This window comes from Lysinibacillus sp. NPDC058147, assembly GCF_042884205.1.
In the GTDB taxonomy this organism is placed as follows: Bacteria; Bacillota; Bacilli; order Bacillales_A; family Planococcaceae; genus Lysinibacillus.
On the sequence record NZ_JBHVUJ010000003.1, the window covers coordinates 1 to 17,486 of the forward strand.

The 17,486-nt window shown below is 33.7% G+C and carries 20 protein-coding genes; 12 read left to right on the forward strand and 8 right to left on the reverse strand.

What is annotated here, in order from left to right; all coding sequences use genetic code 11:
- Positions 1-338: 338 nt before the first annotated feature.
- Complete coding sequence (locus ACFVT8_RS09520; protein ID WP_387080400.1) at positions 339-971, reverse strand: hypothetical protein; 633 nt, start codon at positions 969-971, stop codon at positions 339-341.
- A 414-nt stretch (positions 972-1,385) separates the two neighbouring features.
- Between ACFVT8_RS09520 and ACFVT8_RS09525 the strand changes: the two genes are divergently transcribed.
- The 3 genes from ACFVT8_RS09525 (at position 1,386) to ACFVT8_RS09535 (ending at position 4,132) form a co-directional block, all read left to right on the forward strand.
- Positions 1,386-2,285, forward strand: a complete 900-nt coding sequence (locus ACFVT8_RS09525) for a hypothetical protein (RefSeq protein WP_387080399.1) — start codon at positions 1,386-1,388, stop codon at positions 2,283-2,285.
- 165 nt (positions 2,286-2,450) lie between these two features.
- Entirely contained in the window at positions 2,451-3,338 is an 888-nt protein-coding gene (locus tag ACFVT8_RS09530; protein ID WP_387081503.1) for an ABC transporter ATP-binding protein, read from the forward strand.
- The gene (locus ACFVT8_RS09535) at positions 3,335-4,132 is read left to right on the forward strand and encodes an ABC transporter permease (protein WP_387080397.1); all 798 of its coding nucleotides are present in this window, start codon (positions 3,335-3,337) and stop codon (positions 4,130-4,132) included. Before ACFVT8_RS09530 ends, ACFVT8_RS09535 begins: the two co-directional genes overlap by 4 nt.
- 78 nt (positions 4,133-4,210) lie before the next feature.
- On the opposite strand, the gene ACFVT8_RS09540 is transcribed toward ACFVT8_RS09535, so the two are convergent.
- Complete coding sequence (locus ACFVT8_RS09540; protein WP_387080394.1) at positions 4,211-4,855, reverse strand: CPBP family intramembrane glutamic endopeptidase; 645 nt, start codon at positions 4,853-4,855, stop codon at positions 4,211-4,213.
- 25 nt (positions 4,856-4,880) lie between these two features.
- Complete coding sequence (locus ACFVT8_RS09545) at positions 4,881-5,483, reverse strand: TetR/AcrR family transcriptional regulator (RefSeq protein ID WP_387080392.1); 603 nt, start codon at positions 5,481-5,483, stop codon at positions 4,881-4,883.
- 209 nt (positions 5,484-5,692) lie between these two features.
- Between ACFVT8_RS09545 and ACFVT8_RS09550 the strand changes: the two genes are divergently transcribed.
- Positions 5,693-6,115 (forward strand): hypothetical protein, encoded by a 423-nt coding sequence (locus ACFVT8_RS09550; protein WP_387080390.1) that lies wholly within the window; start codon positions 5,693-5,695, stop codon positions 6,113-6,115.
- 394 nt (positions 6,116-6,509) lie between these two features.
- Here ACFVT8_RS09550 and ACFVT8_RS09555 read toward each other — a convergent pair whose 3' ends face one another.
- Positions 6,510-7,109: a TetR/AcrR family transcriptional regulator gene (locus ACFVT8_RS09555; RefSeq protein ID WP_387080388.1), complete on the reverse strand. Its 600-nt coding sequence runs from the start codon at positions 7,107-7,109 to the stop codon at positions 6,510-6,512.
- Positions 7,110-7,462: 353 nt separating this feature from the next.
- On the opposite strand from ACFVT8_RS09555, the gene ACFVT8_RS09560 reads away from it, so the two are divergent.
- From ACFVT8_RS09560 to ACFVT8_RS09585, 6 genes are all read left to right on the forward strand, one after another.
- Entirely contained in the window at positions 7,463-8,191 is a 729-nt protein-coding gene (locus ACFVT8_RS09560; RefSeq protein WP_387080387.1) for an ABC transporter ATP-binding protein, read from the forward strand.
- A complete protein-coding gene (locus ACFVT8_RS09565) occupies positions 8,188-9,204 on the forward strand; it encodes an ABC transporter permease (RefSeq protein ID WP_387080385.1) in 1,017 nt (338 codons plus the stop codon). The genes ACFVT8_RS09560 and ACFVT8_RS09565 overlap by 4 nt, the downstream gene beginning before the upstream one ends.
- A 153-nt stretch (positions 9,205-9,357) precedes the next feature.
- Positions 9,358-10,224 (forward strand): ABC transporter ATP-binding protein, encoded by an 867-nt coding sequence (locus ACFVT8_RS09570; protein WP_483869502.1) that lies wholly within the window; start codon positions 9,358-9,360, stop codon positions 10,222-10,224.
- An 18-nt stretch (positions 10,225-10,242) separates the two neighbouring features.
- Complete coding sequence (locus tag ACFVT8_RS09575; protein WP_387080382.1) at positions 10,243-10,950, forward strand: ABC transporter permease; 708 nt, start codon at positions 10,243-10,245, stop codon at positions 10,948-10,950.
- Between the two features lie 161 nt (positions 10,951-11,111).
- Complete coding sequence (locus ACFVT8_RS09580) at positions 11,112-11,597, forward strand: DinB family protein (RefSeq protein WP_387080380.1); 486 nt, start codon at positions 11,112-11,114, stop codon at positions 11,595-11,597.
- 265 nt (positions 11,598-11,862) lie between these two features.
- Entirely contained in the window at positions 11,863-12,159 is a 297-nt protein-coding gene (locus ACFVT8_RS09585) for a hypothetical protein (protein WP_387080378.1), read from the forward strand.
- A 91-nt stretch (positions 12,160-12,250) separates the two neighbouring features.
- Here the strand turns inward: ACFVT8_RS09585 and ACFVT8_RS09590 are convergent, their stop codons facing one another.
- Positions 12,251-12,709 (reverse strand): 2-thiouracil desulfurase family protein, encoded by a 459-nt coding sequence (locus tag ACFVT8_RS09590; RefSeq protein ID WP_387080377.1) that lies wholly within the window; start codon positions 12,707-12,709, stop codon positions 12,251-12,253.
- 218 nt (positions 12,710-12,927) lie between these two features.
- Here ACFVT8_RS09590 and ACFVT8_RS09595 point away from each other — a divergent pair, with 218 nt between their 5' ends.
- Positions 12,928-13,407, forward strand: a complete 480-nt coding sequence (locus tag ACFVT8_RS09595) for an NUDIX hydrolase (RefSeq protein ID WP_387080375.1) — start codon at positions 12,928-12,930, stop codon at positions 13,405-13,407.
- 50 nt (positions 13,408-13,457) lie between these two features.
- Here ACFVT8_RS09595 and ACFVT8_RS09600 read toward each other — a convergent pair whose 3' ends face one another.
- From ACFVT8_RS09600 to ACFVT8_RS09610, 3 genes are all read right to left on the reverse strand, one after another.
- Positions 13,458-13,979, reverse strand: coding sequence for a DUF6886 family protein (locus tag ACFVT8_RS09600; protein ID WP_387080374.1), 522 nt, complete (start codon positions 13,977-13,979; stop codon positions 13,458-13,460).
- A 13-nt stretch (positions 13,980-13,992) separates the two neighbouring features.
- On the reverse strand, positions 13,993-14,754 hold the full coding sequence (locus ACFVT8_RS09605) for a class I SAM-dependent methyltransferase (protein WP_387080373.1): 762 nt from the start codon (positions 14,752-14,754) through the stop codon (positions 13,993-13,995).
- Positions 14,755-14,940: 186 nt separating this feature from the next.
- Complete coding sequence (locus ACFVT8_RS09610; protein WP_387081501.1) at positions 14,941-16,143, reverse strand: YbfB/YjiJ family MFS transporter; 1,203 nt, start codon at positions 16,141-16,143, stop codon at positions 14,941-14,943.
- Positions 16,144-16,263: 120 nt separating this feature from the next.
- Between ACFVT8_RS09610 and ACFVT8_RS09615 the strand changes: the two genes are divergently transcribed.
- A complete protein-coding gene (locus ACFVT8_RS09615) occupies positions 16,264-17,154 on the forward strand; it encodes a LysR family transcriptional regulator (RefSeq protein WP_387080372.1) in 891 nt (296 codons plus the stop codon).
- Positions 17,155-17,486 lie beyond the last annotated feature (332 nt).

The following is a 17,486-nucleotide window of genomic DNA, read 5'->3' on the forward strand; positions in this document are numbered from 1 at the left end:
GGTACAAATTGGGGTACGCACTAAGTAAGTACCCCTCAAACCCTTATATATCAACATATTTTCACTTGTTACAGCTTAAATTTTTCTTAAGAGTTAAAATTATTTAATTTTATTTGTTAAATGTCTAACTATATTTAAGTCAGTGTTTTCAAGCTTTCTGTATATAGAGGTATTCTCATGGGGGCAATGGGATTACGGAACATTTTTTCCGAGGTACTTGGGGTACCAAAAAATACAAGGACAAGTATTTTTCTAATCTGAGAATTTTAGTTTAAAAATTTAAAAAGGTCACTCATTATTTTTCAAATGAGTGACCTTTTTAAATTTTTAAACTACGATTATTTTTTTTCCTCATTCAAATCATCAGGATAAACAACTGTGTTAATTACATCTCCATTTGATTCATCTTTAAAAATTACTGTAACTTTAAACTTCTCAGGATCCGTTCCACCAAAAAGTTGATAATACATACCCACTATAGCAAGTCCCATTGATGCCATAGCATCGAAACTACTTTCAAACTCTTCTTTATTTACAGTAAGCGTAAACTCCGTAAAGGACTTGTTATAAGCTCCGTCTTTAATAGAAGTAAAATCATCACTAGTTTTAATCTCTTCTACCGTTTCTAAAACACTTTCTTCCAGCTCTTTCATCATTTTTTTATGAACTGATTTAGACATTTTGTATGTTACAGAGCCGTCGTCGTTTTTGATGGCTTCCTTTATTCCTTCATTTTTTGCTTCAGTAATCGCTTTATCAATGTCCTGACCTTCATAAAAAGAAGCTGGTATAGTAACTTCAACGTTTAAAAGTCCTTTATCAACTTTTAATGACTCGTCTTTAGATGTTTCTTCTGCTGTTTTTTCAACATTATCAGTTTTCTTACCACTATCACTTTCTTTATCTTGGCTACACGCTACTAATAAAAAACCTAGTAGTAACGTCAGTGGTAATATAAGTAGTTTTTTCATTGTTAAATCCCTCCTTCATAAATATACATAAGTGAATATAGATTTACTATATCTAATATAAAACGCTTTCTCTTTTAGGTAGTCATTTAATTATTTAGAAAAATATGAAATTTAGTCAATGAAACCTATTAAGCCTATTTCCAGATAATTTCCTAATTATATTTTAGAACGTTCTTTTGTGAAGCAGGATTGATTGGGGTACGAATTGAAATACATAAATAAGTACTCCTCTAACCCATACACTTCAACATTTCTCCCACTTTATACAGCTTAAATTTCCCTTAAGAGTCAGAAAAGGTTTTCAGGTAATTGGTTCTAATGATTATTTCCTATACAAAATAGTCATACAATTGCTTCCAGTAGAATAGAAACCTATATAGAGTTATTCGGAAAAATAAAGTGGGGTGTAAAAGGATGCTTAAACTAAATGATGCAAAAGAAACGGTACTCGAAATTGTGCAACATGACCCATTGTTTGTCGAAATACAAAATACGCCTTTAGAAGAAATACTTTATAATGACGACTATTTAGCGCATATTGAAGAATCAAATCATTATTCCATTTCAGAAGTCGCAGGTTGGTTTAAAATTACGGATGCGATGCTTCGCTATTACATTAAACCATTTGAACAGTATATTTTTGATAATGCTTCGAATAGCCCAAACACTAATATTCGTTTGAACCTTCCTGCCATCTTAAGACTTCGCATGATTTTACTATTAAAAGATGAACACCGTGTCAGAGGCTTAAAACTTTTACTAGGAATTGATGACAACGGTCAACTCTTCAAACACCAAATAACTGCAACAACTATGGGTACTGATGATTTAGCGAATAAAGTTGATGTTCTTGGAAATGTTCTTCAGCAAATGATTCAGACAGGACTTTTCAATATTCTTCCAATTGAAGATCATGGATCCTTACAAGTAACGATCAATCAAGATTTTCTTGCACAAAACATTCAATTAGTTCCTGCAGAATCTAATCCTCAAGTAGAAAAAATTCAAAAAGAAACAGCTGAACTTAAACTAGAAAATGAAAATCTACAAAAACAAATTTCTGAACTGCAAGAGCGTAGTGTAAAGGATATTGTTCAAAAAATTCGTGAGCGTCATATTGAAAATGAAATAGTGTCGACATTACGAACAGAAGCATTACAGCAATTTGCGGAGGAAAATAAGGCGGGCTTTTTCAGAAAAACTTTTCGTTCTTCTCAAATTGAGATGGAGAAGGAGCAATTTGTGTTAGCCTATATTTCGAAGCACTTAGAGGAACGTTTAGAAGTAGCGCTGAATAATTATTATGGAGAATAAATATCTTCAAGCTGATACTACATGTAAAGTTATAGTCACTAACCGGAGAACATGAATGAGTCTTTTTAATGAAGCCATTCATGTTCTTTTTTATTGTAATTTATTTTTTGAAAATTAGTCTTATAATCATTATATAGAACAATCGAAGGGGTGAAGTGTATGCCAATGATCGAGGTCAATAATTTAACTAAAAAGTTTGGGGATTTTTATAGTGTACAGAATGTGGACCTACAAATCGAAAAAGGTGAAGTGTTTGGATTTTTAGGTCCAAACGGTGCTGGTAAATCAACAACAATACGGCATTTAATGGGCTTCTTACAACCCACAGAAGGACAATGTTTCATAAAAGGGTTGGATTGTAGACAATCTACGGCTGAAATTCAAAAATTTGTAGGCTATTTACCTGGGGAAATTGCATTTATCGATAAAATGACTGGACTACAATTTATCAAATTTATTGCCCAAATGCGAGGGTTACATGATTTAACAAGAGCTAATGAACTCATGCAATACTTTGAGTTAAATGCCACTGGGCTTATTAAGAAAATGTCGAAGGGTATGAAGCAAAAGGTTGGTCTCATTTGCGCATTTATGCATAATCCAGAGTTAGTCATTCTAGATGAACCGACAAGTGGATTAGACCCTCTTATACAAACAAAGTTTATCGATTTTATTTTAGCTGAAAAAGAAAAAGGAACGACCATTTTCATGTCCTCTCATATGATTGAAGAAATTGAAAAAACTTGTGACCGTGTATCGATACTAAACGCTGGTAAAATTGTTGCAACGGAAACAATTGCTGACTTAAAAAAGCGAAAATCTAAAAAGTTTTTAATTGAATTTCAAAACGAACAAGAACTTTCTCGTTTCTTAGGAGAACAACTTAAAATTGAACAGACTGGGCCAACACAAGCCATTATAAAAGTTCAGGGTAATGTCCAAACATTACTTCATACATTAGCAGATTATAAAATTAATGACCTCGATATCATTTCACAATCACTTGAAGATATATTCATGCATTACTACGAAAGAGGAGGTAAAGAATCATGAACTTTACTTTGCTAAAACATGAGGTGCTTGCTACTGTTAAACTTTTTAGTATTATACTTGCTGTATTAATGCTCTATATCATTAGTATTGTTTATATGTATAACCCTGAAATGAGTAATACTCTTAATAAGCTTACCGAAACAATGCCTGAATTGATGTCAGCATTTGGCATGAGTAACATAGGTAATACGTTAATTGAATTTCTATCAACCTATTTGTATGGATTTTTATTGCTCATTCTTCCGTTAGTTTTCATCATTATGTCAGCAAATAAACTAATTATGGGCTATATCGATAATGGTTCCATGACATACCTAATTGCGACACCAAATACACGTTTTAAAATTGTCTCCACTCAAGCATTTTTTTTAATTGCTAGCATTTTTATTCTGCTCTCTATAACAACTCTGGTCGCAGTTATATTTTCAGAGATTCTATTTCCAAATAAATTGGATATAAGTGCTTTTTTGACATTAAATATCGGCCTTTTTTTCTTACACTTTGCCATTAGTGGCTATTGTTTTTTTGTATCCTGCAGTAGCAAGGATTTAAGAACCTCTTATGCATATAGTACAGGGATCCCTATTCTATTTTATTTAATTCAGGCGCTTAGTAATATGGGGGGGGCTTTAGGAAAGCTGAAGTACTTCACGATCTACTCATTGTTTTCACCTGAAAAATTAATGACTCAAGATAGTTCGTCAATTTGGATGCTAGGGGCATTATTTTTAATTGGAATGTTTTGTTATATGCTGGCTATTCGTGTTTTTGTTAAACGGGATTTGCATTTGTAAAATGTAGTACGCAATATTGGCTTGACTTGTTTTTTTCTAAGCCAAGCCAATTATTTATAGAATGAAGAAATAAAATGACTACATTGTGGGTGGTAAATAAATATTTAAAAAGGTTAAAACCGTTAAGTTACCGATATCTACAATAAAATGTGAAAATATTACCCATCTTAAGCTCTTTGTTTTAAAATATGTAATTGCCCAAACAACACCGGCTATACTTAAATAAATATATAAATGATAGGATTTACTTGCAATAGAAAATACTCCCCACATTAATGGATGGCTAAGTACAAAAAATAAAGTTGTATACAATATACTTAACCATTTAGGAAACCAGTTTGCTAGACCCTCTAGTAATATCCCACGCCAATAAAGCTCTTCAAACCAAGGATTTATAAAAGCAAATAGTAACCATAGCACAATTAGGAAAGTGGAATTAAATAACTTATAGTTCATGAAAAATATTGTTAATGGAAACATTCCTATTAGTAAAGATATCGTAATCCAAACTTTAGAAACTTCAGATCTTCCTAGCCAACTTTTAATCGGCTTATCTCCTTTAAAATAAAAAATACAGATTCCAATTGTACTCCAGTAAACTATCGCTAAAGGAATCCAAGCCCACCCTTGTATGTATTGGTTAAAGATTGACGCAGTTATAAAGCCCAATCCGATAATCACAAATGGTGATAGTAGAAGATATATACTTTTTTTACTACTCATATTATTTGTAGCCCCTTCTTTAATTCTATTCTTTTGTAAAAATCTTCATAAGCATATTTGCATCAGGTATCGGGCATTCTGGCCATTGAATTTTGTTAATTGCTAAACCTTGTATAAAGGCAAAATAAGTAACAGCTAGTGTTACAGAATTTGCTGAAATGATTTCCCCCTCTTCCTGTCCTGCTACAATCATTGGTAATATACAATCAACTGGTGATAGTGCATTATCGCTTGTTAACAACTCTTTTACGTCATTTGGGATAGCGTCTGAAGTACTTGCTTGTATCATAATCAAAAATAAAAGAGTATGCTCGGTATCTATTAAGTTATTTAATATTTGCTCTGTCATCCAATTTAATTTCTCAAGCGGTGTACCCATATGCTCAATTGCTTTCTGAATAATCTCAATAGAACTTTTAGCAGCTTTTTTTACAAGCATCGAAAAAATTTCATCTTTTGAATCAAAATAATGGTAGACAAGTCCATGGCTTAAACCAGCTTCTTTAGCAATATCACTGATTTTTGTTGCCACCATTCCTCTTCTGGCAAAGACTATTAATGCAGCTTGTAATATTTGTTCTTTCCGTGCATCTCTAAGCTCCTGATTTTGTTCTTCGTTTCTTGGCATTAATATCGCTCCTTTTTCGATTGATTAGTCAGTCAATGTAAAGCCATTTTAGTACCACAGACAATATTTGTCAATCTTTTAATGAGAGAGTTTTTAAATTTCTTATTTATTATTACAAACCTCAACTTATTGGGGTGATAGTCTACTACATAAACTATAATAAAAATAGAAAATTCTTATTAAAATAGATTTAATTAGGAGATGTTTATATGGCTATAAAAGCGATAGAGTTATTTTTTGTGATAGGATCTATTTTTTTTCTTTTTGTAATTTCATTTTTTTTAAGAAAAAAAGGTAAAAAAATTTTGTATAGCTTTATAGTTATTATCCTTATAAGCTATGCAGTATTCCTAACTGTTCGTCCGCATATACAGGACTCTAAATATGATAAATATACTCAAATGGTTGAAGAACATTTAGAAAAGACATACCCTAATGCATCTTGGGAAACTAGTTTTGATAAAGAAGAATTATTAACTACCGCATTTGGATACCAAATAAAAGTTAAATTTTCTGACGAACCAGCAGTACTTTATGTATATAAGGTTGAAAATGGTAAAGTCATTCAAGCATATGTATCATATAATGAAAATCACCATCAAAATGACGGAAAGTATGTGGAACGAGATTAAAGACTTTTTATAAGATACTAACTATAAGAAAAACAAAAAATCAACAATACTTATTTGAAAGTAAAATGAGTCTGGACATAATACTGGTCAAAACCTCAAAAGCGCAAGAAAATCAACTTTAAAAAAGTTGATTTCTCGCGTTTTTCTGATGTGAAATTTTCAATATTTACTTTAAAAATTTACTTATGACCTTGATTTCTAAAGAAATGGTACAGTTACTTGAATAAAGTGACTGACTGCTGCATGTATTTTTGCTTGTTCCTCTTGTTTTGGATAAGCAACGTCATCAAGACCTGATACGAGATAATCACTTCTCCAGTTTCTTTCTTTTAATCATGGTATTTTGTAAATTACCCATATAAGGAGATATGAGAGTGTCTCCTTACTAAAGCTTTCATTGCTGCAAAGATGCCAAATCACCAAGGAAACGCAATAACCGAAAATGAATCATTGCTAACTCCTCCACGTTTAAATCTTCATCTCCACTGTCTAACCACTCTTGAATAACACCTAAAATCGCGGAAGTTAAAAAAGCCTCAAAATATTGTTGGAACTCTGGATCAAGTCCTTCTTCTCGAATAACAGAAATTCTGTCCAAAATATGATTACTAAAAACTTTCTTCATCCGTTTACTAAAAGCGGGACTCCCCTGCTCCCCTAATATAACTCGGAAGGCTTTTGCATGCTCTTTAATATATTTAAACACCGCAATAAATGGCTGATAAAGTTGACCTATTTTTACCGTGTGAAAAGCTTCTAGTGGTTGAACGTTTTTTACATAGCTCTCTAGTTCATTTAATAATTCCTGCTGCAAATCCTCCATCACTTCATATTTATCCTTATAATGTAAATAAAAAGTTCCTCGATTAATATTTGCAGTAATAGCAAGGTTTTTTACTGTTATTCGTTCAAAACCTACTTCCTCTATTTGAACAAGTAATGCATTTTTTATAGCTCGTTTTGTTTCAAAATTCATAATATCGTGAATAGACATTAAGACCCCCCATTGTATTATCACTTTATTCTGATTGGTATTTAGCGATGTTGTTATATGATCACAACAAGGTCATATAGTGTTTGTAATTACCGTATTACCTTATTTATCGGCATTCTTCTTTATTTATTTCCATCAATCTCATTTAGTAAAATTGTTATTTAAAAATATTTTTTTAAATGTCTAAAGTAATACTGTAGCATTAAGAATATATATCCTTAATGGTTAAAAAACTAAATTTTGAAATCTAAAATCACTTAACACTTTTTAGTTTTCTGTTTATTGTAATTTCGCATACACTGCCTTAAAATTTCAGGTATCAACACTGTGTTTAGTAAAGGAGAGATGGATAGATGGGAAACAATGCAATTTCATTAAACTCCATTGAAAAAAAGTTTCATCAAAAACAAGTAATTGCCCCGCTTTCTTTAGAAGTTCCAAAAGGACAGCTTATTGGCTTACTTGGTCCTTCCGGCTGTGGGAAAACGACGTTAATTAAAATGATTATGGGAATGATTAAGCCCGATAACGGTAGTATTCAAGTGTTAAATTATAAAGTACCCCATAAGCAATTGCTGACGGATATCGGCTATATGGCACAATCTGATGCGCTGTATTTGGATTTAACTGGTGAGGAGAATCTTCATTTTTTTGCTAAGCTTTATCGATTATCAAAAAAAGAACGTGCGGAGCGTGTAAATTATGCTGCAAGCCTTGTTCATTTAACGGATGATTTAAATAGTAAGGTGTTGAATTATTCTGGTGGAATGAAACGGAGATTATCCCTTGCAATCGCTCTTATCCAAAATCCAAAGTTGTTGATTTTAGATGAGCCAACTGTTGGTATTGATCCAATATTGAAAAAGGAAATTTGGCAGGAGTTAATTCGTTTAAAAAACGATGAACATAAAACAATTTTAGTAACGACACATGCAATGGATGAAGCAGAGCGCTGTGATCAGTTAGCTATGCTACGCAATGGTCATATAATCGCGTATGGAACACCACATGATTTGAAAGCTCATTATCAGGCTAAGGACTTTGATGAAGTGTTTTTAAAGGCTGGAGGTGAAGTACTATGAGAATCGGCGCAATTGTTACAAGAATTATGCAGCAAATGATACGCGATAAACGTACACTCGCCTTATTATTTTTTGCCCCCCTTCTTGTGCTTTCGTTAATGTATTTTGTTTTTAATAGTAACGAACCTGAAATGACACTAGTTGTATCAAATGGTCCTGCTACAATAATTGAAAAGCTTGAAGAGGCAGATTTTCATGTTATCGAAAAAAATGATTTTTCTATTGCCGGTTTAAAAGAAGAAAAATATGACGGCTGGTTAGCTTTTCATCAAACTCAATTGAAGCTCACATTATTAAATGATGATCCGTCTACAGCCAAGGCTTTAAAGATGAAGCTTTCTCAAGTTTTACAGCCAGAGCAATCTGCAATGATGAAGTTGACGACTGATTATGTATATGGCGATGAAAATACCGCTATTTTTGATATTTTCAGCCCGATGCTTACAGGCTTCTTTGTTTTCTTCTTCGTCTTTTTAATTACAGGTATAGCGTTATTAAAAGAACGCACTTCAGGGACTTTGGAACGCTTACTAGCGACACCGATTAAACGTTCTGAAATTGTTGCTGGTTATATGATTGGTTATGGATTGTTTGCATTTATTCAAACGACGATTATTGTTCTATTCGGGGTTTATGTCCTAGATATCGTACACGTCGGCTCCATCTGGCTTGTGCTACTAATCAATATTGTCGTTGCACTTGTTTCATTATCATTAGGAGCTCTTTTATCAAGTTTTGCCGCTTCAGAGTTTCAAATGATGCAATTTATTCCGCTAGTTATTGTACCGCAAATTTTCTTTTCAGGTATTTTCCCACTTGATAATATGGTGGAGTGGCTACAAAATATTGGGCGTATTATGCCACTATACTATGCCGCCGATGCGTTGAATGGGGTTATGTATAAAGGATATTCCTTTAGTGAAATTCTAGTGGACTTAGTGATTCTTGCTTGCTTCGCTCTTGTATTTATTACATTAAATATTGTAAGTCTAAAAAAATATCGTTCATTATAATCAAAAGGGTTCTGCTCAAAAATTGGGCAGAATTTTTTCAATTAGAAAATTAAACCAACTTTCTATTAGCAAAGGAACTAATGTTCATCTATACTAAATTTACAGTTAATGGTTAAAAACGAAATATAAAGGTGTGTAAAGATGAATACGATAATGGAAATTCAGAACATCTCTAAACAGTATAGTGGTAAGAAAATTTTAGAGAACGCTACATTTTCTATTTGTGCCAATCAAATTATTGCCCTGGTAGGAAAGAATGGATCAGGCAAGAGTACCCTTCTAAAAATTATTGCTGAATTAGTTGATGCTGACAGTGGTTCTATTGTGAAACATAGCCAATCTTTAAAAATTGGTTATGTGCCCGAAGTGACCCCTTCACAAATTTTTTTTACACCTGAAGAATATCTTTATCATATGGGTAGTATTCGAGGTATTCCCAAAAAACAACTACAGCAAAAAATAAATGATTTACTAGAATTATTTCATTTACAGGAAGCTCGGAACATTCGGATTGTTAATTTTTCTAAAGGTATGAAACAAAAGGTTATGATTATGCAGGCAATGCTTGAAGACACAGATTTGCTAATCTTAGATGAACCATTATCAGGACTCGATCCTAAGGCCCAAAGTGATTTAGAAGAAACTCTCTCCATTTTAAAAGACAAAGGGTTATGTATCGTTTTAACATGTCACGAAACAAAATTACTGAAACATCTTGTTGATACAGTTCTCGTTATTCAAAATAATAAGGTCATTCAAGCTGATTCATTCATTAAAAATGAAATACCGAAAAATAAATTAATTTTTGAAATATCAAGTGATAAATTATTGAACAACCTATTACCTTTTCTTGAAATTCAACATCAAAGTCTTTTAAATAATGGTAGTCATGAGGTCATTACCGTTATTAAGACAGAAGATACAGATCAAGTATTATTGGATCTCCTACAGAAAAAAGCCTCTATTAAACAATTAATCCCAATCAATCAGAAGGAGGAACAATTTTATACCCATTTTTAAGGAGGAAAAGACGCTGACATGACAAGTTTATTGCGCTATCAATTTATCAATTATTTAAGGACCTATAAATATGTCCCACCTTTTTCAATTTTCATTTTATGTCTCGTTGTCAACTATACCTTTACCCCAAATCCTATATTAAATAGCTATTCGTTTACAGCTATTATTCTCTTTTTTCTAATGGGATGGTTTACAGTGACACTATTTCACGCAGAAGACGAAGGACAAAAAGTAATAACAACGCTTCATGCCAAAAGTCGGACACAATATAATTTAGGAATTTTTATAAACTGTGTACTTATTGCTTTATTCTTAAGCTGTATATCAGTGATCTACCCTACTCTAATCGGCGCCTTTGGAGAAAAACCTAAATTTATACATCAATTACTAGGATTCCTCTCTCATTTTAGTTTAGCTGTACTAGCGATTGCACTTTCAGCTATTTTTACGAGAGAACTCGTTAAAAACAAGCAAAATACTTGGTGGGGTGTACTTGCCATTTTAATTGTTTCTGTCGTTATCGCTACTTTAAAAGAGACAATCCTGCAGATTAAGGGACTAATTTGGCTGCTTCCACCTGTCCGTCTTTCATTGGAAATGATGGGTTCGGAAGATTCAATAACGTCAATACCGACCATTTTTTATTGGCGATTTGTTTGGATTTTTGTCTACTCAGCCTTAGTCATCATATTATTTTTCATCCTTTCAAATCGCAAGAGAAGATAAATTTTTAAAGAAGGAGAGTTCTTGAGGTAAAAAAGCAAGGTGTTAAGAATTTAGGAACAACATTTACATTAACTCTTCCTATTATTTAAATTTCTCAAGAGGATTATTTTGAAAAATTAAGAATAAGTAGTAGAAGTCAAAAAAAATTGGAGAGTGAAGAAATGATTCATGACATAGGGGAATATGTAAAATATTTAGATGGTGTTCATAAACGAACGATGCAATATACGAAGGCTATACCTAATGAACTTTTAGAATGGAGGCCCTCTGAAGATAAATTTTCTTTAGGTGATTTATTTCGACATATCGCATCATCTCGTTTAATGTTTCTCGGTATTTTTGAACACGGCTCGTGGACTTATGCAGGACATGATATTAGTAAAGGGGCTTCCATTGAGGATATCTCAAATTATTTAGAGTCAAGCCAAGTTAAATTAACAGAGGGGCTTTTGAAAATTGGTAACGATTTGTTGTTAAAAAAGGTTTTAACCCTTCATGGTCATGAAGTAAGTGCTTGGAGAATACTCATGTCGATTCCTGAACATGAAACCCATCATCGTGGACAAATCTCTACATATTTACAAATGAACAAGATTGAACCGCCTCAAATTTTCGGATTAAAAATTGAGCAGGTAAGGACAAAATAATTTATGAAAGAGCTTTGGACATCATTTTATATCCAAAGCTTATTTTTGCCTTTATATAATATTTCGCTATTTTATACTTACTGTTTATAATATCTCCACCAATCTGTGGGAATTAGCTTCCCTCATTATTGAATGCTCAACTCTTGATTGCTCTAAATATGTAGTCTATCAGCAATGTATCCTTCAGTTGGCTGACGGCTAACAATTTGAAGGTTGCCATTCACTCGACTTTCGTTGTACAAAACAGGAAGTGACACTAAAGCGCTTGTTTGAAGCAAATTTCAGCTCTACTGACCTTATTACAAATAACAAAACAATTTCTACTAAAGAAAAATTCGAGCAATTAATGGCGCAGGTTGTGCAGTATACAGGACTCGTTGTACACGCTCAGATTGCACAGCTATTCGCTTTTGATGCCCTGATTCTAAATGAAGATCGGCATACAAATACATTTTATTTTTTTACGATCCAAAAGAAAAAACGTGGAAGCTGGCGCCTATTTTCGATAATAATTAGCATAAAACAGAGCGAAATTTTTAGCAAAGAACCGGTGAGGGTTTAAAACAAACGATTTCATTCTGTCGTTTCAATCACTTGATGAAATTTTTTTCATTCGATATCAAGGCACCAATTCATCTATTACAATTATTAATTTATTTGATATCTATAAAAAAATCTTCTTCAGAAAAGACCGCAATATTATTTCTTCTTAGTAATGCAGTAGTTACGCCTACACCAACTAATTTTGTGCCATTGAAATCCCCATTGTAAATCACTGCACTGCCACAAGATGGACTATACTCTTTTAAAATAACTTTAGTCGCACCTAGTTCGAGTGCTTTCTGTAATGTTGCATATGCGCCCTTAATATAAAGCTCCGTGACATCTCGGCCAGATTTTTCAACAACTCTCGCTTTTCCAGCAAGAACGTCTTCACCATCTCCTCCAACAATTTCAGCGGGCTCACGAGGCGTCGAAAAACCTCCCATAAGTTCAGGGCATACAGTTATGGCCTTATTTTCTAACACAAGCCGTTGAATTCTTTCATCTAAACTATCTGTTCCGTTATAACGTACCTTTAATCCTGCTAAACAAGAACTTATTAAAATCATATGTACACCTCATTTTTTAGACATATCGTTTAAGTACAACTTTAGCTCATTAAAAAATTCTGTCAACTGACATTAGTTCTTTCTTTGGCCTACTCTATTCTCTTTTTAATGAGTAATATTATTTTAAAACTGTATATTAGTAAGACAACCATTTCACAAATTTGTGCTACTATTTTATTATCATTATCATTCTATCTTTTAAAAAGGAGGGTCAAAACTTGGTTGCATTTACAATTTGTTTTCTTAAGAAGGGTGACCAAATATTATTGCTAAATAGGGATTTTCCCGAGTGGATGGGGGCTTGGAACGGTGTAGGTGGAAAGATTGAGAAAGATGAAACTCCACTGGCTGGTGCATTACGAGAAATTAAGGAAGAAACGGGCATTGTGCTGCAGGATATTACATACAAAGGAAAAATAACATGGACGGATGGAATGACCGACTTTGGCTGTATGTATGCTTTTATTGCTGAATTGCCAGAATCCTATCATTATGTGACACCGATAAAAGTTGCAGAAGGTATTTTAGATTGGAAAGATTTATCATGGATTTTCCATCCTAAAAATGTAGGTATAGCAGATTTAAAATATTATTTACCGAAAATGCTGAATGAAACAGCCAACTATGAATACATATTTACATATAAAGATAATAAATTGATTGATGTTAAGAGTACCCCATTAGTACTTACTGTCTAAATATTACAAGCCCTGTAAACGTAACAGTATCGTTTACGGGGCTTGGCTAATTATTTTCTTGGTTGCGCAAAATGCATTCTGCACATTGACCAATTCAATGTTGTTTTTTGAATTTCATCATAGATGTTCCACAGACTATCGACAATCCGTAATTCAACATTACGTTTGAACATTTCCTCAAATAAATTTTCTACTTCAAATTTAGCAATAGGATATTGTGATGTTGCACTTGTATAATAACCAGCATTGTGATCCTGTAGTGTAAATTCGTGGATGTCAAATTCATATAAGTAAAGTTTTGTATTTTTCATCGTCTCAAACCATTTGCTTTCAATTACTACAACATGTTCACACGATGCTGATGTTATATAGGCTTGTTTATCCTGTTCGGTTGTATCGGCACCAATATGATAGCAAACTCGTGGACAATTTCTAGGGGTTAAAAAATTAGGCAAACATGTATCGTTAATTGCCCATACTAGCCCTTTCTCTGGATCTAAATCTAGTCGATCAGGTAATCGGGGATGGAATACGGTAATATCGCTTCCCTCACTCACATGAAATATACGCACATGCTCCCCTCCTTTATTTTCTTAATTTAAATACGATAAAATCTGCACAATGTAAATCTTCCTCGAATTGTGGATACTTTGTCAGCATCTCTTTTGAAGGCATCGGTTCGATAACGTCCTCTATAGAAAAGCCTGCTTGTATAATTGCTTTCATATAGCTCGCTAATGTTCGGTGATAAAATACAATTTTCTCATCGGAATCTAGCGGAAGATTTTGATCATATACCCCTTCATAAAAATAACGCTGAACCTTCCAATACTGTTGGTCAAGCCGTTCATTTCTTATCCATCCACTATTCGGCGTAATAAAGCAAGGGTGAAGAATTGAAAAGATGAAAGTACTTTTAGGTTTTAAAAGACGATACATTTCACTCAAAGCTGCCTTATAATCCTCTAGATCTTGAAGGACCATATTGGAAACAATACAATCGAACTGTTCATCTGCTAAAAAATCTAGTTCTTCGCAATTTCCATGTTTATATTGTATAGGAACTTCCTCAGATGTTCTTTCTCTAGCAATTTCTAGCATCTTTTCTGAATAATCAACTGCTGTGACAATAGCCCCCTTTTGAGCAAGTATTCTACTTAAATATCCTTCTCCGCAGCCTGCATCTAGTAGCCTTTTTCCTTTCACCTCTCCTAATAATAAAAAAATGGCTGGATTTAATAATACTTCACGGTGTATGCCACCATGTTCATCGTAGTTTGCTGTAAAGTTTTCTGCATGTTGATCCCAGCGTTTAATCGCCTCTTCTGTCGATACTGTTCTTGCCATACAATTCCCTCATCTCTGTATAGAATCGTAACGTTACGTCTCTTGTGCACATTACTATTTTTTCATATATATCCAAAAAGTTATAGACTTTTATTTTATTTTTTTATATCATGTAGATAGAGGCACGCCATCTTTAAGTAAAAACACAAGCCAGAAATCTCTAATCGGATTTCTGGCTTTTCTAATTTAAGGGCTAGATTGCGTTTTGATAGGCAATGCATTGTCTAAAGCGGCCTGTCGTTTAACTGTGATCCATCTTCCACACAACATGACAATCAACGCAAAAAATACAATGACTCCTGCAAATACAAGTGCTGCCTTATAACTACTATAAGCCGCTACAAGCTGACCAGCGATGATCGGTCCGATAATTTGTCCAAAAGCATAAAACGTTGTTAACAATGATACGACTGGACCGCTTTGTGTTGGGAATAGCTGACGTGCATAGGAAGTCGTTAACGTTACAATTCCTACAAATGTCAAGCCGAATAAAAATGACGATAATAAAACGCTCCATACTGTTTGTGAAAAGACCGGTAACAAGATGCCTATTACTTGCAAGATATATGCGACAAACAAAATTTTGATGGCCGAGAATTTTTCTAATAATACAGTCCAAACAGGTGCTGATGGGATAGCCGCTACCCCAACAACGACCCAGCTATAAGAAGAGTATGCTTGTAGTGAAGGGATATTGTGAATGATATCCACTAAAAAAGTACCTGTGATAATATAGCCTAACCCTTCAAAGCCATATGCGACGATCAACCATGGCATAAAGCCCTTTGTCATTTTTGCATCAGAGGATTTGGCGGTTTTCACACTATCCTGCACATGCAAACCTTGCCAAAGTATATATGTTATCACTAAAAAAACAGCAGATAATATCCCTAAGCCTATCCATGTACCTTGCCAAGCAAAACGTGCTTCAATAGCAGGGACTAATAAACCTGAAATGGCAATTCCTAATCCGATACCACCAAATAAATAGCCTGACCATCGTGTAAGTGAATGCTTTGCTAAATAATCCATAATAATACTACATGTTAAGACAAAAATAAGCCCCCCTGTAATGCCCGCAATCAGACGAAGTACAAGCCAAACACTATATATTTCAATGATTCCCATAAGAACAACAGAAAGGACATTCAAGACAACACTTAACAATAAAAAGTTCTTCTTTTGGCGATTGATAAATCCTGCCCACAAAGCGCCAATGAAATAACCAATATAATTACTTGATGCCAAAAATCCTGCAACTTCAAATGAAAACCCGACATCATGACGCATAAACGGCAATATTGGCGTGAATGCAAATCGGCTAATCCCCATAGCCACTACTAGTAATAGCACTCCCCCAAATAAAACTCCGATGTGCTGTCGATTCATCATGTCCTTCACCCCCTAAAAACTTTTTGGTAATTAAAAGGATACAGAGTGAAAATTAATAAATCTAATATATAATTTATATAAAAGGATAAAAATTTTTTATAAAAGGTGGGATACATAATGAATTTACATGCTCTTAGATTATTCACAAAAGTAGCTGAGCTCAATAGTGTTTCTAAAGCAGCGCAAGCTCTCATGATTAGTCAACCTGCCGTTACTATTCAAATTAGAAATTTGGAAAAAGAACTAGGCTTAACACTTTTAGAATCAAAAGGTAGAGGGATTACCTTAACACAAAATGGGGAATTTTTATTTAAACAGGCTCAACGCTTATTTGATTTAGAATTGGATATTGAAAACAAACTGGAGCAATTAAAAAACACAGGTAATGAAGAATTACAAATTGCTTCTACCCATGTCCCATCTCATTTTTTATTACCTAAATGGCTCGCAAAGTATAAACAAGCTTACCCGACAACCAATATCCACCTTAAAACGGCTAACTCTCAACAGGTTATTGAAGAATTACTTCACTATAAGGCTGATATGGGTTTTATCGTAAAAGAGGATGGTCATCATCCCGATATTAAATATCAATTTCTCATGAATCTCGATTATTGGTTTATCGTTCCATACGGTCATCCGCTGGCAGAACAAAAAGTGACATTAGCGGAATTAATGCAGCAGCCATTTGTTTCACGGGAAGATGGTAGCTCTACGAAGGAATATTTAAACGCTTTATGTAAGGTTCATAAAATCCCACCGCCAAAAGTAGGACTACAACTGGACGGCATCAATGAATCCATTCATGCCATTGCTGCTGGATATGGTACGATGCTAGCTCCATCCATAGCAGCTTCTAGCTTTATTCAACGACAGCAAGTAGCGCGAGTTTTTATAAAAGACATCGATATTCAGCGCCCTATTTATCTTTGCACAAGAAAAAATGAACAAAATACCTCTTCGACCTTTAATATTTTTATAAACATCATCAATGACTCAATTTCATAACAGTCTCTTTTCAAAAGTTTGAACTACACAAAATTTGTACAATAACGAATTGATGTGTAGTTTTTTCATTTGTACAAATTTGCAATCAACTATTTTTCAATATTTCATCATCATAACGTGAATTGATTTCCGTTCCAACTGGGGTGCTTTGCCGCTGACGCTTCGCTTTCGCGCAGATAAAACATTGCCGCTGACGCTTCGCTTTCGCGCAGAGCAAAGCTTCCTGAAATATGAGGTTTTATTTAATCCGGAAACTGTGGATTGCCAGTAAATTTTAATCAATCTTTTTTCAACAGTGACAGCTACGCTAACGCATTCACTCCAATCAACTA